Raw genomic sequence first — 16,608 nt, forward strand, 5'->3', positions numbered from 1 at the left:
CCGGCGTCACCGCCGGGGGTTCTCAGGGCACCGAACCGCTTGCGTGGAGCGGTCGGTGCCATCCAGGTGAGGACTGGTGCCCTCGCCCGCCGTGCTCAGCGAACGGCTTCGAACAGCCCGGTGGCGCCCATGCCGCCGCCCACGCACATGGTGACGATGCCGTAGCGCAGGTTGCGACGCTGCAGTTCGCGTACCAGGTGGCCGACCTGGCGCGAGCCGGTCATGCCGAACGGGTGGCCGATGGAAATGGAACCGCCGTTGACGTTGTACTTCTCGTTGTCGATGCCCAGGCGATCACGGGCGTACAGGCACTGAGAGGCGAAGGCTTCGTTGAGTTCCCAGAGGTCGATGTCGCTGACCTGCAGGCCCTTGGCCTTGAGCAGCTTGGGCACCGAGAACACCGGGCCGATACCCATCTCGTCCGGCTCGCAGCCGGCCACGGTGAAGCCGCGGAAGAAGGCCTTGGGTTTCAGGCCCAGTTCCAGGGCCTTGTCCAGGCTCATGACCAGGGTCATGGAGGCGCCGTCGGAGAGCTGCGAGGCGTTGCCGGCGGTGACCGAGCCGTCCTCGGCGAACACCGGCTTGAGGGAATTCAGGCCTTCGAGGGTGGTGTCCGGGCGGTTGCAGTCGTCGCGGTCGACCACGCCGTCGAGCACTTTCTTTTCCCCGGTGGCCTTGTCTTCCACCAGGTACTTCACGCTCATCGGCACGATTTCATCGTCGAACAGGCCTTCGGCCTGGGCGCGGGCGGTGCGCTGCTGGCTCTGCAGGGAGTACAGGTCCTGCTGCTCGCGGGTGACGTTGTAACGGCGGGCGACGATCTCGGCGGTCTGGCCCATGGGGTAGTAGATGCCGGGGAATTCGTCTTTGAGGCGCGGGTTCACGAAGTTGTCGAGGTTCTGCTTGCCCATGGTCAGGGTGATGGACTCGACGCCGCCAGCCACCAGGATGTCGCTGCACCCAGAAGCCACCTGGTTGGCGGCAATGGCGATGGCCTGCAGGCCCGAGGAGCAGTAGCGGTTCAGGGTCATGCCGGCGACGTGGATGCCCAGGCGCGACAGCACGGCGGCGTTGCGGCCGATGTTGTGACCCTGGGCGCCTTCGTTGGAGCCGGCGCCGACCACGCAGTCGTCCACCAGCAGCGGGTCGAGGTTGTTGCGCGCCAGCAGCGCGTCGATGCAATGGGCGACCATGTCGTCCGGACGGGTCATGTTGAATTTGCCACGGAAGGACTTGGCCAGGCCGGTACGGACGCTGTCGACGATCACCACTTCGCGCATGGGAAACCTCGTTGCTTGTTGTTGGACTGAGGAAAGGTGTGGCCCGAGGATAAGCGCCGCTGAGGACACACCGCGACGATTATTCACCAGCCGTATGACCGTGCCCCCACCCTCGTTGGGCGGGAAGCAAACGAAACCGCCGCCCGAAGGCGGCGGTTTCGACGGGTTTCACACAGGGTCAGACGGTGTCGGTCTTGATCGCGTGATCGCCCAGCAGCCCGTTGAGCACGGTCTGGGTATCCCCCGCCGAGAGCACACCATTACCGGCATGGCCCGCGTACTTGGCGGCGAGGTCGACGTTGGCCAGGTCGACGGTCTGGGTGACGGCGCCGCCGCTGGTGGGGCTGACGCCGATGGTGGTGGTGCCGGTGTTGACCGAGAAGGTCAGGTAGTGCGCCAGCGACGAGGCCGTAGCCGCTTCCCCTTGCAGCAGGTCGGCGAAGTTCAGCACGTCATGTTCGGCGATGCTGAAGTCCTTGATCACATCGTGGCCGGTGTCGCCGGATTTCCAGACGAACTCGTCGGCTCCGGTGCCACCGAACATGATGTCGTCGCCGGGCCCGCCGATCAGTTTGTCGTTGCCGCCCTGGCCGAACATCAGGTCATTGCCGGCGCCGCCTTCGAGGATGTCGTCGCCGCCGCGGGTGTCACCGCTGACGTTGAGCTCCTGGGCATGGGCGGCAATGTAATCGAGCAGTTGCCCGGACGTGGGTGCCGCGCCGCCGTTGGTGGCGGTCAGGTAGTCCACCAGCCCCTGGAAGCCCTGGCCGTTGTGCGAACCCGCGGCATGGCCGGCCCAGGACAGGCCGTCGGTGTTGATGACATCGCCGAAGATGATGTCATTGCCCGAACCGCCCACCAGATGGTCGTTACCCACCGGCGCCGGCGAGACGTTGCTCACGCCCTCCTGCAGAGCCGTCGTCAGTTCGCTGCCGGTGTGGATGATCTGCGGCTGGCCGACATTGCCGGCGACATCGTTCTTGCCGAAGTCGATGGTCCCGGTGCCAACGGTGTTGGTGTTGTCGAAGAAGCGCAGGATATTGGTGTTGACGCCGTCGTCGATACCGATGGCATTCACCCAGACATGGTCGGCGCCGGCGAACACACCGGTGCCATTGAGCATGTCGGCACCGGCGACCAGCGCTTTCTGCACGTCGTTGTACTCGGTGCTGTTGCCGGAGTTGGTCAGGTCGCCATTGAAGGTTGTCGGATTGCCGTCGGTGAGGAAGAACGCCAGGTTGACGTAGTTGTGCGCCGCATCCGCGCCGCCTCCCACCTGCCCGGCGAACCAGGCACTGGCGGACTTCAGCGCGGCCTCGTAGTTGGTGTTGCCGTCGGCGGTCAGCGCATTGATCTTGTCGATCATGCCCTGCACGTTGCTGCTGTTGAGCCCGGCCAGGGTGGCGATGGTCGAGGAGCTGGCGAAGGAGACCAGCGCGACGTTGATCACCCCATCATGACCCTTGACCTGGTTAAGCAGATTGATCAACGCGTTCTTCGCCAAGGTGAGCCGGTCAGGCCCGCCCAGCTCGTTCATGCTGCCGGAGCGATCCAGGACCAGGGCGATGTTGTAGTTCTTGCCCGGTGTGGTGGACACCGAGACGCCGCCCTTGTCGCCCACCAGCACGTCGTTGCCATTGCCGCCGAGAATGTCGCCGCTCTTGTCGGCGTCGCTGGGGTTGGGAATGGTGTGCTGGCTGGTGGAGGAGCCACTGTCATTGTCATTGCTGCCCACCACCAGCAACGGGTTGGGCGTGCTCAGGTCCAGGCACAGGTTGAGGCTGGTGGCGTCGCCGTCGCCGTCGGTAATGCCCAGGTGGAAGTTGAGGTCCAGGTCCTCGGGCAGCACGGACTGTTTCACTTCGATGCTGGCAACGCGGTAGTCGCCGCTGGAGCTACCGAGCACGACACTGGTAAAACCGGTCTGCGACAACTGGTAGGCCGAGCCCGAGGTGAAGTGACCGTCGGTGAGCAGGTTCCAGTGGATGGCATCGCCCTCCCCGGTACCGGCCGGAGGCGAGTAGGTGCCGCTGGCCAGCAACGTGCCGCCCTCGCCATAGACGTTCCAGGTCAGGGTGTCGTTGGCCGAGAGTTTCTGCACGTCGAAGCTGACGTCATAGATCTTGTCGTTGAACGAGACGTTGAGAACCTCGCCGGTATCGATCAGGTTGTTGCCACCTACGCCCATGCCATTGTTGGACGGGTTCACCACGCTCCCCGGGCTGGTGAAAGTAGCGGTAAGGCCATCGGAATTGAGGACGATGGAGGGCTGCGGGCCACCGGCGGACACCTTGGTCAGGTCGTATTCCACCGAAGTGGTCGGTCGCGAGTTCACCACTTCGAAGCTGTAGGTTCCGTCGGCATTGACCTTGAGGACGAAGAACGGCTGGTTGCTGTCGTCATAGGCGGTCAGCTGCGAACCGCCACCGGCCAGGCTGGTGACGACGTAGGTCAGGCCCTCCGGTGCCGTGTTGCCGCTCAGGTCGAATGCCCCGAGGCCGTCGCCGCCGAAACTGACATCCAGCGCTCCCGTGAGGATGAAGCCCTGGGAGTCGGCGACATCCTGGCACGGCGGTTCGCTGTGCACGACCGGCAGGTCGTCCTGCACGTTGATCACCAGCGAGCCACTGCCCAGGCTGACCGGGTCGCCGTCGCCATCGGTGGCCTTGATCACGCCGCCGAGGTTGAGTGCCAGTTGCTCGGCATCGCTGCCGTTGTGCAGCGGATGATCCAGCGGGCCGACGAGCTTGAACTCGTAGTTGCCCACAGCATCCACCGACAGGGTGAAGACGGTCTTGGTGCCCGTCATGGCGGTCAGCAGGTTGCCGACCACGCTGTAGGTCAGTGCCACGCCGCCGGAAGTCAGGTGCTGCGAGGTCAGCGAGGAGTAGTCACCAGTCAGCGAGAAGGCACCGGGGCCGTCAGCGCCGAAGTTCACCAGGCTGGTGAGCGAGCCCGTGGCGGTGGTGGTGTCGCTGGCGCCGTCGGGGTTGCCGCCCGTCAGCGCATCCTCCATGACCTGACCGCTCACGCTGCCGCCTGCGATGAGCACGGGGCCATCGTCCTTGAACACCAGCTTGCCGCCCAGGTCGAGGCTGGCGGATTGCTGATCGCCGTCGCCGTCGGTGATGGTCGCCACCAGGGAGATCCTGTTGCCCAGCAGGCTCACCGGGTCGTCGGGGCTGGTGGTATCGGCGTGCTTGAATGCCAGCCGCTGATCGAGGGTTAGATCACCGGTGGCGCTGTTGAGGGTCAGGCTGAAGGCAACCGCGCCGCTGGTGTTGCCCACGCGGCCCTCGACCAGGGTGTCGCTGACCTTCACCAGCACGATGCTCTGCCCGCTGGTGGTCTGCAGACCACTCGCAGTGCCGTCGGTCGCCGACAGGCTGTAGCTGACAGTGCCGCCGTCGGCACCACCGTTGGAGGTGAAGGCCGCGCTGAAGTTGCCGGTGGCATCGGTGCTCAGCACGGTTTCGTCCACTGTCAGGACCGGTGCCTGGCCGGCGCCGGCGGTGATGCTCGGGCCGTCGTCCTTGAAGGTCAGCCGGCCGCCGAGATCGAGGCTGGCTGAGGTCGTATCGCCGTCGGCATCAGTGAGGGTGGCAACCAGGTTGATCCTGTCGTTCAGCAGGCTGACCGGGTCATCGGGGTTGCTGGCGTTCGGGTGCTGCAGCGCCATCTGTTGGTCCAGAGTGACCACACCGTCGGTAACCGTAACCTTGAAGGCGACGGCTCCCTGGTCCCCACCGATGCGACCGACGACATTGCCGCCCTCGTTGAACAGCAGGATGGTTTGTCCCTGGGTGGTCTTCAGGCCGCTGTCCATGCCGTTGGTGACGGCGCTGAGCTGGTAGGTCAGGCTGCCGGCGCCATCGGCGCCGAAGCTGCTGGTGAACTGCCCGCTGAAGTCCGCGCTGGCGTTGAGCGCCAGGTTGGTTTCATCCACCGTCAGTACCGGCGCGCCCTGGCTGTTGGCGCTGATGCTCGGGCCGTCGTCCTGGAAGGTGAGACGGCCGCCCAGGTCAAGCTGGGCGCGGCTGGAGTCACCATCGCCATCGGTGATGATGGCAACCAGATTGATCTTGCCGCCGGCGATGCTCACCGAGTCATTGGGGTTGCTGGCGTTCGGATGCTTGAGCGCCATCTGCTGGTCGAGGGTCACTACACCGTCGGCTACCGTGACCTTGAAGGCGACTGCACCGGCCGGGCCGCCCACGCGGCCGACCACACCGGTGCCTTCGTTGAACAGCAGGATGGTCTGGCCCTGGCTGGTCTGCAGGCCGCTGTCAGCGCCGTTGGCGACCGCTTCGACCTTGTAGGTCAGCGAGCCCTGGCCGTCCGCCCCGTAGTTGCCGTTGAACTGGCCGGAGAAGTCCGCACTGGCATTGTTGGCCAGGTTGGTCTCGTCCACTACCAGGCTGGGAGCGCCCTGCGCATTCGCGTTGATGGTCGGGGCATCGTCGTAGAACACCATCTTGGTGCCGAGGTCGACCTGGGCCGAAGCCTTGTCGCCGTCGCCATCGGTGATGGTGGCGGTGAGGGTGATCTTGCCGTCGGGCAGGCGCAGCGCCTCATCCGGGTTGGTGGTGTCGGGATGCTTGAGCGCCAGGCGCTGGTCGAGCATCAGCGCGCCCTGGTCCTCGCTGACCACGAAGGCGATGGCGCCAGTGCCGGCCACCTTGCCGACCACGGTGCCATTGACGTTGTACAGCAGGATGCTCTCGCCCTGGGTGGTTTTCACTCCACTGTCGGTACCATCGACGGTGGTCACCTTGTAGGTGATGGTCCCCGGGCCGTCAGCGCCGAAGTTCGGCGTGAACAGCTGGGACACCAGGCTGACTTCGACGCGGGCGTCGTTCGACAGGTTGGACTCGTCCACCTCCAGGCTGATGTCGGCGTCCACGCAGGGAATGATGCTCGGGCCGTCGTCGAGGAAGGTCAGCTTGCTGCCCAGGTCGATCTGGGCGCTGGCGCTGTCGCCATCCTTGTCGGTGATGGTGGCGGTCAGGGTGATCTGGCCGGGCAGGTTGAGGGGGTCGTCGGGATTGCTGGTGTCCGGATGCGCGAGGGCGCGCAGCTGCTCCAGCGTGACCTTGCCGTCGCCGTCCACGTACAGGCGGAAGGCCACGGTGTCGGTGCCCTGCAGGCGGCCTTCGATGCCGTCGGCGGTGTTGTAGAGGTAGACCTTCTCACCGGTCTGGGTATCTTTCAGCCCGCTGTCGCTGTTGTCCGCGCCGGCCAGCTTGTAGGTGATAGTACCGGCGCCATCCGCACCGAAGTGGGTGCTGAACAGGTCGGCGACCGACGTGCTGCTGGTATCCGGCACGCCGAGGTGGGTCTCGTCCACGGTCAGCTTGATGTCGGCGTTGGTGCTCGGCGTGATGCTCGGGCCGTCGTCGAGGAAGGACAGCTTGCCGCTCAGATCGATGGAGGTGGTAGCGCTATCGCCGTCCTTGTCGGTGATGGTGGCGGTCAGCGCCAGGGTGTTCGGGTCGAGGCTGACGCCCTCGTTGTTGCTGCCCGGATTCGGGTGCACGATGGCGCGCACCTGGTCGAGGGTGATCTTGCCGTCCTGCCCCAGGGTCACACGGAAGGCAACAGTGCCATCTTCCCCTCCTACGCGCCCTTCCACGCCGGTGGCGGTGTTGAACAGGAAGATCTTGCTGCCGGTGGCAGTGTCCTTCAGGCCGCTATCGGTGTTGTCGCTGGTCTCGACCTTGTAGGTGATCTGCCCCGGACCGTCAGCGCCAAACTGGGCGTTGAACAAGTCGAAAACACTGGCAGTGCTGGTGGCATCCAGGTTCAGGCTGGTTTCATCCACCGTCAGCTGGAGGTCGTGCCCCGAGGCCTGCGTGATGCTCGGACCATCGTCGAGGAAGCTGAGCTTGCCACCCAGGTCGATCGAAGTGGTTGCGCTGTCGCCGTCCTTGTCCGTGATGGTTGCACTGAGGGCGATCTTGCCGGCCAGGTTCAGCGAGTCATTGGGATCATTGGTATCGGAATGCACCAGCGCGCGCAGTTGCTCGAGGGTGACCTTGCCGTCCTGGCCGAGGGTGACGCGGAAGGCGGTTTCGCCACTGATCTCCAGGCGCCCTTCCACCCCATTGGCGGTGTTGAAGAGGATCACCCGCTGGCCGCTGGCGGTATCGGTGAGGCCGCTGTCGGAGTTGTTGGCGGCTTCGATCCTGTAGGTGATCGAGCCTTCGCCATCGGCGCCGAACTGGCCGTTGAACAGCTCGGCTACCGGGCCGCTGCTGGTCGCCGTCTGGCCGAGGGTGGTTTCGTCCACGCTCAGTTGCAGGTCGCCACCTTCGATGGGCGCGATGTGCGGCCCGTCGTCGAGGAAGGTCAGCTTGCTGCCCAGGTCGAGGCTGGCGCTCTGATGGTCGCCATCGGCATCGGTCACCGTGGCGGTCAGGCTGATCTTGCCTTGACCCAGGCTGAGCGGGTCGTTCGAGTCAGCGTCGTCCGGGTGCACCAGGGCGCGGACCTGGTCGAGGGTGATCTTGCCGTCCTGCCCGAGGGTCACGCGGAAGGCGACTTCACCGTTCACACCACCCACACGACCTTCCACACCGCTGGCGGTGTTGAACAGGAATATCTGGCTGCCGGTAGCGGTGTCCTTCAGGCCACTGTCGGTATTGTCCTGGGTCTCGATCCTGTAGCTGATCGAACCCTGCCCGTCAGCGCCGAACTGGGCGTTGAACAGGTCGGCCGCCGAGCCAGAACTGATGGCGTTCTGGCCCAGGTCAGACTCGTCCACCGTAAGGTGCAGGCCTTCGGTGTTGCCCACGGCAATGCTCGGCCCATCGTCGAGGAAGGTCAGCTTGCTGCCCAGGTCGAGGCTGGCGCTCTGATGGTCGCCATCGGCATCGGTCACCGTGGCGGTCAGGCTGATCTTGCCTTGACCCAGGCTGAGCGGGTCGTTCGAGTCAGCGTCGTCCGGGTGCACCAGGGCGCGGACCTGGTCGAGGGTGATCTTGCCGTCCTGCCCAAGGGTCACGCGGAAGGCGACTTCACCGTTCACGCCACCCACACGACCTTCCACGCCGCTGGCGGTGTTGAACAGGAATATCTGGCTGCCGGTAGCGGTGTCCTTCAGGCCACTGTCGGTGTTGTCCTGGGTCTCGATCCTGTAGCTGATCGAACCCTGCCCGTCAGCGCCGAACTGGGTGTTGAAGAGGTCGCCCGCCGAGACGCTGCTGGTGGCGTCCTGACCGAGGTTCGACTCATCTACCGTGAGTTGCAGGCCTTCGGTGTTGCCAACGGCAATGCTCGGCCCATCGTCGAGGAAGGTCAGCTTGCTACCCAGGTCGAGGCTGGCGCTCTGATGGTCGCCATCGGCATCGGTCACGGTGGCGGTCAGGCTGATCTTGCCTTGACCCAGGCTGAGCGGGTCGTTCGAATCAGCGTCGTCCGGGTGCACCAGGGCGCGGACCTGGTCGAGGGTGATCTTGCCGTCCTGCCCAAGGGTCACGCGGAACGCGACTTCACCGTTCACGCCACCCACACGACCTTCCACGCCGCCGGCGGTGTTGAACAGGAATATCTGGCTGCCGGTAGCGGTGTCCTTCAGGCCACTGTCGGTATTGTCCTGGGTTTCGATCCTGTAGCTGACCGAGCCGGCACCGTCGGCACCGAACTGGGTGTTGAACAGGTCGGCCGCCGAGCCAGAACTGATGGCGTTCTGGCCCAGGTCGGACTCGTCCACCGTAAGGTGCAGGCCTTCGGTGTTGCCCACGGCAATGCTCGGGCCGTCGTCGAGGAAGGTCAGCTTGCTACCCAGGTCGAGGCTGGCGCTCTGATGGTCGCCATCGGCATCGGTCACGGTGGCGGTCAGGCTGATCTTGCCTTGACCCAGGCTGAGCGGGTCGTTCGAGTCAGCGTCGTCCGGGTGCACCAGGGCGCGGACCTGGTCGAGGGTGATCTTGCCGTCCTGCCCGAGGGTCACGCGGAAGGCGACTTCACCGTTCACACCACCCACACGACCTTCCACGCCGCTGGCGGTGTTGAACAGGAATATCTGGCTGCCGGTAGCGGTGTCCTTCAGGCCACTGTCGGTGTTGTCCTGGGTTTCGATCCTGTAGCTGACCGAGCCGGCACCGTCGGCACCGAACTGCACATTGAACAGATCGCCCGCCGCCACGCTGCTGGTGGCGTCCTGTCCGAGGTTCGATTCATCTACCGTCAGTTGCAGGCCTTCGGTGTTGCCCACGGCAATGCTCGGGCCGTCGTCGGTGAAGCTGACCCGGCCGCCGAGGTCGATGGAGCTGCTGGAGGAAACGCTGTCGCCGTCACGGTCGGTGACCGTCAGGTTGCCCTGCAGTTGCACCAGGCCGGAGTCGAGCGCCACGCTCTGGCTGGCATAACCACTTTCACTGCCCGGCAAGGCATGGTCGATGGCACTGTACTGGGTCAGGGTGACCACCCCGCTGCTGCCGTTCACCGACAGGCTGAAGATGGTGTTCTCGCCGGTGATGCCAGCGGCGCTGGCCGAGGTGGAGGCAACGATGGCGCCGCCCACGCTGTACAGGTAAATAGTGGCGCCGCCACTGGTCAGGCCCGAGTCGGCGCCGTTGCCGCCCACCAGGTTCAGGCTGTAGCTCAGCTGGGTGGTTCCCGCGCCGTCGCCGCCGTAGTTGGCGGTCACCTGGAAGGCCGAGCTGTAGTCGGCGGTGGAGGTGTCGAAAGCCACGCCAGCGGTGCTGGCGTCGTGGGTCTGCAGCAGGACGTCCACGCCGTTATCGGCGGACAGGCTGGCCTGCGGCGCATCGTCGACGATGCCCACGGTAAGGGTACCGCCGGCGGGGGTGCCGTTGCCGTCGGTGATGGTGTAGGAAAGCTCGAGGGTCAGGGTGTCCTCGGAGCCCGGCAGCGGATGATCCAGCGGCTGCTGCAGGTTCAACTCGAAGGCACCGGTGTTGATGTCGGTGATGGTCAGGGTGAACACCGGAGCGCCATTGACGCTACCGGTAAGGGTCAGGCCATCGGGGCTGACGCTGTAGGTCAGCGGCACGCCGCCGGAAGTGAGGTTCGGCAGGCCGGCAGTGCCCCAGGTAAAGCTGCCGACGCCGTCGGCACCGAAGCTGTAGCCCAGGCTGCCGGTAAAGGTCGAGCCCTCACCCGCGCCATTGGGCAGGCCGCCGGGCAGGCCGGCTTCGAACACGCTGGCCGCTCCCGGGCCGGCGGTGGGTACGCCATCGACCGGAACCACGGGCGGTTCAGCCTCGGGGCGTACATCCGGCGTACCGTCGAACTCGCGCAGCGGCAAGGGACCGGAGCCGATGGGCCCAGTGGGGAAGCCGATGACCGGGTCGATGTGCCCACCGACTTCCGTCAGCAGGACGAAGGAGTGCCCGCCACCGGGCTTGCCATTGGCGGCGCCCGCAGCACTCGGTCCGGCGGCAGTGGCTTCGGCAGCCTGGGTCGGGTCTACGCCCGCAGCGATGGCGGCCTGCAAGGCCTTGACGTCGGTGACGTCCTGTTGGGTCGGCGTTGCCGGCTGTTGCTGGGCAACTGCCTGGTCACCCTGTTCCGCCTGGTGCGCGGCGGAAAGCATCTGCGACGTCAGCGGCAGGGCGCTGTCGCGGCCCAGGGTGATCTCGCCGCCACCGGCGACCTTCAGCGCGACCGCGCCATTGGCGCCGGTGACCAGCTGCTCACCGACAAAAACCTTGTCTCCCTGTTCCAAAGGACGACGCGATCCATCGGCGGCTACCGCAAACACTTCGCCGATTACCTTGCTGACGACACCCATCAAAGTAGCCATGAGTCCTTCCTCCGCTGCACATCTCGCGGCCGGTTCCACCGGCGCGCAATTGACCGAAACAGGCCACGGCACGCTTGTATCCGGATGCTGCGAAGAAAGTTGCGAAGGGAGCAAAAAGGACTGCTAGCGCTTTTGCATCAAAAAGCCAGCGACAATTTTTTGTCATGCTGGCCACGCATTTTCTGTCCTTCTGCGGTGGTCCCCGCCCTTACTGCTACAAACCGTACCTGGCTTTTCTGCAAGCGCCTTCTCCGGCCCATACCCAGGAAACACGAGGGCTTGCACGTCCAAACAATGTGCGGTTTTTCACAGGGCTCATAAGATTTTTTCCGAATAACCCATGTGAAAAATTCTTCTGAGGTTTTCGAAAAGTTGTTCTTAGCTCTGATGTTACAGGCGTGAAACGCTTGATAAGAGAAAAAAGCCAATAAATTGGCGATCCAAGAGCATCGAAGTACGAGAACACCAGGAGCAAAGCCATGCGCAGTCGTAACGCGGCACTATGGAGCGGTGTATTTTTGGCGGTGTCGGGGACTCATGGGCAAGCCATGACGCTGACCGAAGCTATACAAAGCACGCTGCAATACCACCCGGAAATCAGCCAGAGCGTAAACAGCCGCCTCACCGCGGATGAAGAGCTCAAATTTGCCAGGGGCGGCTACCTGCCGACTGTCGACCTTGTCGCGGGCTATGGCCGCGAGAACACCGACAGCCCCAGCACCCGCGCACTGGGCGACCACAACAAGGAAACCCTGACCCGCGGTGATGCGGAAATCCGTCTGCGGCAGATGCTGTTCGACGGCTTCGGCACTCCCAACGAGGTCAAGCGCAACGAGTCCAACGTCAACGCCAAGGCCTTCCGCATCCTCGGCACGTCGGAAACCGCCGCCCTGCGCACCGTCGAGGTCTATCTCGATGTGCTCAAGCGCCGCGAGATGGTAGCGCTGGCGAAGAACAACCTGCAGGCCCACGAACGTATCGGCGACCAGATCCGCCTGCGCAGCGAGCGTGGTGTCGGCAGCACTGCCGACAACGACCAGGCCATCGCTCGTCTGGCCCTGGCGCAGAACAACCTCTACACCGAAGAGGTGAACCTGGCCGATGCCGAGGCCAGCTTCTATAGCGCCACCGGCCGCATGCCGGACCAGCTCGAATCGCCTTCAACGGTCAAGGCGGACGTTCCGCCGGACCTGCTGGCGGCGCGCCAGGGCATGCTCGATGAAAACCCGCTGCTGAAATCGGCCCAGGCCGACGTGAACGCCGCCGAAGCCCAGTACGAGGCCGCCAAGGCGCCCTTCTACCCACGCTTCGACGCCGAGCTGGCCAAGGCGGCCAACAACAACGTCGACGGCGATGAAGGCCACTACAACAGCTGGGAAGCCCAGGTGGTGATGCGCTACAACCTGTTCAACGGGATGCGCGACAAGGCCCACCTGAACGCCACCTCGCACCAGATCAACGAGGCCCAGGACATCCGCAACAACGCGCTGCGGCTGCTCAACGAGAACCTCTCGCTGGCCTGGGACGCGATGGAAAACGCCAAGAAGCAGACCCAGCCGGCGCGCGAATACGCCGACTACACCCGCAAGGTGCGCGAGGCGTACCAGCAGCAGTTCACCCTCGGCCAGCGCACCCTGCTCGACCTGCTGGACAGCGAGAACGAACTGTTCACCGCCAACCGCCGCTATGTGGACGTGCGCTACACCGAGGAATACTCGATGTACCGCGTGCTCGGCAGCATGGGCAGCCTGTTGCGCTCGCAGCATGTGGTGGCACCGCACGAGGCCGTGGCCCTGTCGGATGTGAAGAACGAGGCGCGCCTGCCTGACCTGAAATAAGAAAATCGCATGCGTCCGTCCCTGCCCCGCGCCGCCCGGCGTCGGGGCGACGGTCGTGAAGCGATACGACAGGGCTCGGAGAACCCGACGACCGGCCCCTGGCGAACACCTGCAAGTGTTCGCCGGGTGGCGTTGGCGCGCGGCGGCCCGGCCCGGGAGGAAGTAGCGTGACCATGATCATCCAGGAGCGCAGTGCACCCGCGCCGGGCGATCCGCGCCTGAGCCATGACGATCCCCTGCTCGATGGATTACTGATTCTCTGCCGCCTGCACGGCTGTTCGGTCAGTCGCAACAGCCTGTCCGCCGGGCTGCCGCTGCGCGACCAGCGGCTTTCGGCCGCCCTGCTGCCCCGCGCCGCCGCACGCGCTGGCCTGCAGGGCCGGCTGCTGCGCCGCGAGCTGACGAGCATCTCCAACCTGAACCTGCCGGTCCTGCTGCTGCTCAACGACGGCCGCAGCGCGGTGCTGCGCCAGTGGCGCGACGACGGCCAGGCGCTGATCCTGCCGTGCGAGACCGATGGCGGCGAACAGTCCGTCAGCGCCACCGAGCTGGCTGCCCAGTACAGCGGCCAGGCCCTCTTCGCGCGCCCGCGGCACGAACTGGAGGCCGCGCGCAAACCCCTGGTGCCGCGCGTCGAAGCCTGGTTCCGCGATACCCTGCGGCTGTCCAGGTGGCTCTATACGGACGCACTGGTCGCCAGCCTGCTGATCAACCTGCTGGGCATGCTGGTGCCGTTGTTCGTCATGCAGACCTACGACCGCGTGGTGCCCAACCAGGCGCTGTCGACCCTCTGGGTACTCGCCGCCGGCCTGTTGATCGGCACGCTGTTCGAACTGCTGCTGCGGGTGTTGCGCTCCAACCTGCTGGACATGGCCGGCAAGAAGACCGACGTGGTCCTCTCCGCCACCCTGTTCGAACGCATCACCGGCATGTCGCTCAAGGCCAGGCCCGAGACCGTCGGCGGCTTCGCCCAAAGCATCCATGACTTCCAGGGCCTGCGCGAATTCCTCACCGCCCTGACCCTGACCAGCCTGATCGACCTGCCCTTCTCGCTGCTGATGATCCTGGTCATCGGCCTGCTCGGCGGCTGGCTGGTGGCCGTGCCGCTGCTGGCCTTCCCCATCACCATCGTGTTCGCCCTGATCATCCAGAGCCGCCTGCGCGACACCGTGCAGAAGAGCCTGACCCTGGGTGCCGAACGCCAGGCCCTGCTGATCGAGACCCTGGGCGGACTGGAAACCCTCAAGGCCTGCGGCGCCGAGAGCGAGCGCCAGTACCGCTGGGAATCCACCCACGGCGCCCTGGCGCGGCTGGACAACCACGCGCGCTTCCTCAGCGCGCTGGCCACCAACGGCACCCTGTTCCTCCAGCAGTTCGCCGGCCTTGCGATGATCTGCGCCGGGGTCTACAGCATCCTCGCCGGCAACCTCAGCGTCGGCGCGCTGGTCGCCAGCTACATGCTCAACAGCCGCGTGCTCGCCCCGCTGGGCCAGATCGCCGGGCTGATCACCCGCTACCAGCAGGCGCGCCTGACCATGAAGAGCACCGACGCACTGATGGAACTGCCACAGGAGCGCCAGGCCCGCCAGCGTCCGCTGGAGCGCACCCAGTTGCACGGCGCACTGGAAGTCCGCCAACTGAGCTTCAGCTATCCGGAGCAGACCACCCCGGCGCTGAACCACGTCAGCCTGCGCATGGCCCCCGGCGAGAAGATCGGCATCATTGGCAAGAGCGGCTCGGGCAAGAGCACCTTCGGCCGCCTGCTGATGGGCTTCTATCACCCCGATGAAGGGCAGATCCTGCTCGACGGCCTGGACCTGCGCCAGCTCGATGTCTCCGACCTGCGCCAGCAGATCGGCTACGTGGCCCATGACCTGCCGCTGCTGGCCGGCAGCCTGCGCGACAACCTGACCCTTGGCGCGCGCTACGTCAGCGATGCGCGAATGCTCGAAGTGGCCGAGCTGACCGGCGTCAGCGAACTGGCCCGGCAACACCCGGCCGGCTTCGACCGTCCGGTGGGCGAGCGCGGCCAGCTGCTCTCCGGCGGCCAGCGCCAGGCGGTGCTGATGGCTCGCGCAATGCTGCTCGACCCGCCGATCCTGCTGCTGGACGAGCCCACCAGCGCGATGGACAACAGCAGCGAGGAAATCCTTCGCAAACGTCTGCACGAGGCCTGCCGCGACAAGACCCTGCTGCTGGTCACGCACCGCACCTCGATGCTCAGCCTGGTCGACCGCCTGCTGGTGCTCGACAGCGGCCGCATCGTCGCCGACGGCCCGAAAGAGGCGGTCATCGAAGCATTGCGCAAGGGCCACGTCGGCCCGGCAGCGGGGTAATGGCCATGCACTTCTCGCAATCGATCCGCGATTACCTCGGCGGCAACGGCGCCCGCGATACCGAATTCATGCCCGAAGTCCAGGGCACCCTGCTGGAGGACTCGCCCAACGCCACCCGCATCACCCTCTGGGCGGCGCTCGGGCTGCTGGTGGCGGCCATCACCTGGGCCTACTTCGCCGACATCGAGGAAGTGACCAAGGGCGAGGGCAAGGCGATTCCCTCCTCCAAGGTGCAGACCATCCAGAACCTGGAAGGCGGCATCGTTTCGGAAATCTTCGTCCGCGAGGGCCAGGTGGTGAACAAGGGCCAGCCGCTGCTGCGCCTGGACGACACGCGCTTTACCTCCAACAAGGGCGAGACCGAGGCCGACCGCAACTCGCTGGAGGCCCGCGTCGAACGCCTCAAAGCGGAAGCCGAAGGACGCGAACCGGTGTTCTCCGATGACCTGAAGAAGTCCGCGCCGCAGGTGGTGGAAGACCAACTGGCGCTCTACCAGACCCGCATGCAGCGGCAGAGCAGCGAGCTCAACATCCTCCAGGAACAACTGCGGCAGAAGAGCCAGGAGCTGCAGGAGTTCCGCGCCAAGACCCAGCAATATCGCTCGAGCCTGGGGCTGGTACAGCAGGAGATCAACATGTCCGAGCCGCTGGTGAAGGCTGGCGCGGTCTCCCCGGTCGAACTGCTGCGCCTGCGCCGCAGCGCCGTGGAAATCAGTGGCGACCTCAACGCCACCAACCTTGCGATCCCCCGCGCGGAGGCGGCGGTGAACGAGATCCAGCGCAAGGTGGAGGAGTCGAAACTGGGCTTTCGCAGCGACGCGCTGAAGGAGCTCAATGACGTGCGCACCGACCTCAACAAGCTCACCGCCACCAGCCGCGCCATCGACGACAAGGTCAACCGCACCCTGGTGGTCGCGCCGATGCGTGGCATCGTCAAGCAGCTCAAGGTCAATACCATCGGCGGCGTGGTGCAGCCGGGCAACGACATGGTGGAAATCGTCCCGCTGGAGGACAACCTGCTGGTGGAAGCTCGGGTGCGCCCGCAGGACATCGCCTTCCTCCACCCCGGCCAGAGCGCCACGGTCAAGTTCACCGCCTACGACTACACCATCTACGGTGGGCTCAAGGCCAAGCTGGAAGTGATCAGCGCCGATACCATCACCGATGACAAGGGCAACAGCTTCTACATGATCCAGGTGCGCACCGACAAGAACCACCTGGGCACGGACGCCAAGCCCCTGCTGATCATCCCCGGCATGGTGGCGACGGTGGACATCATCACCGGCGAGAAGAGCGTGCTGGACTACATCTTGAAGCCGGTGCTCAAAGCGCGGTGGGAGGCCTTGCGGGAGCGGTGAGTATTTCGTTGGACCTCGGAGCGGAGG

5 protein-coding genes are annotated in these 16,608 nt (G+C 65.3%); 3 read left to right on the top strand and 2 right to left on the bottom strand.

Features of this window, described 5'->3' with window-relative positions:
• Positions 1 to 95: 95 nt before the first annotated feature.
• The gene (locus MJ122_RS02025; protein WP_239742023.1) at positions 96 to 1,280 is read right to left on the bottom strand and encodes a thiolase family protein; all 1,185 of its coding nucleotides are present in this window, start codon (positions 1,278 to 1,280) and stop codon (positions 96 to 98) included.
• 178 nt (positions 1,281 to 1,458) lie between these two features.
• Complete coding sequence (locus MJ122_RS02030; protein ID WP_239742025.1) at positions 1,459 to 11,049, bottom strand: retention module-containing protein; 9,591 nt, start codon at positions 11,047 to 11,049, stop codon at positions 1,459 to 1,461.
• A 479-nt stretch (positions 11,050 to 11,528) separates the two neighbouring features.
• Here MJ122_RS02030 and MJ122_RS02035 point away from each other — a divergent pair, with 479 nt between their 5' ends.
• The 3 genes from MJ122_RS02035 (at position 11,529) to MJ122_RS02045 (ending at position 16,581) form a co-directional block, all read left to right on the top strand.
• Positions 11,529 to 12,887, top strand: a complete 1,359-nt coding sequence (locus MJ122_RS02035) for a TolC family outer membrane protein (protein ID WP_088416638.1) — start codon at positions 11,529 to 11,531, stop codon at positions 12,885 to 12,887.
• A 173-nt stretch (positions 12,888 to 13,060) separates the two neighbouring features.
• Positions 13,061 to 15,223, top strand: a complete 2,163-nt coding sequence (locus tag MJ122_RS02040; protein ID WP_239742790.1) for a type I secretion system permease/ATPase — start codon at positions 13,061 to 13,063, stop codon at positions 15,221 to 15,223.
• A 5-nt stretch (positions 15,224 to 15,228) separates the two neighbouring features.
• Positions 15,229 to 16,581 carry an HlyD family type I secretion periplasmic adaptor subunit gene (locus MJ122_RS02045; RefSeq protein WP_172419171.1) on the top strand — a complete coding sequence of 451 codons (1,353 nt, stop codon included), beginning with the start codon at positions 15,229 to 15,231 and terminating at the stop codon, positions 16,579 to 16,581.
• Positions 16,582 to 16,608: the final 27 nt, after the last annotated feature.

The organism is Pseudomonas sp. DP-17 (assembly GCF_022380625.1).
In the GTDB taxonomy this organism is placed as follows: Bacteria; Pseudomonadota; Gammaproteobacteria; order Pseudomonadales; family Pseudomonadaceae; genus Pseudomonas; species Pseudomonas nitroreducens_A.

Excerpts from the sequence above, each read along its gene's own strand:
- MJ122_RS02040 (WP_239742790.1), top strand. The coding sequence starts at position 13,061 with ATGATCATCCAGGAGCGCAGTGCACCCGCGCCGGGCGATCCGCGCCTG.
- MJ122_RS02035 (WP_088416638.1), top strand. The coding sequence starts at position 11,529 with ATGCGCAGTCGTAACGCGGCACTATGGAGCGGTGTATTTTTGGCGGTG.
- MJ122_RS02045 (WP_172419171.1), top strand. The coding sequence starts at position 15,229 with ATGCACTTCTCGCAATCGATCCGCGATTACCTCGGCGGCAACGGCGCC.
- MJ122_RS02025 (WP_239742023.1), bottom strand. The coding sequence starts at position 1,280 with ATGCGCGAAGTGGTGATCGTCGACAGCGTCCGTACCGGCCTGGCCAAG.
- MJ122_RS02030 (WP_239742025.1), bottom strand. The coding sequence starts at position 11,049 with ATGGCTACTTTGATGGGTGTCGTCAGCAAGGTAATCGGCGAAGTGTTT.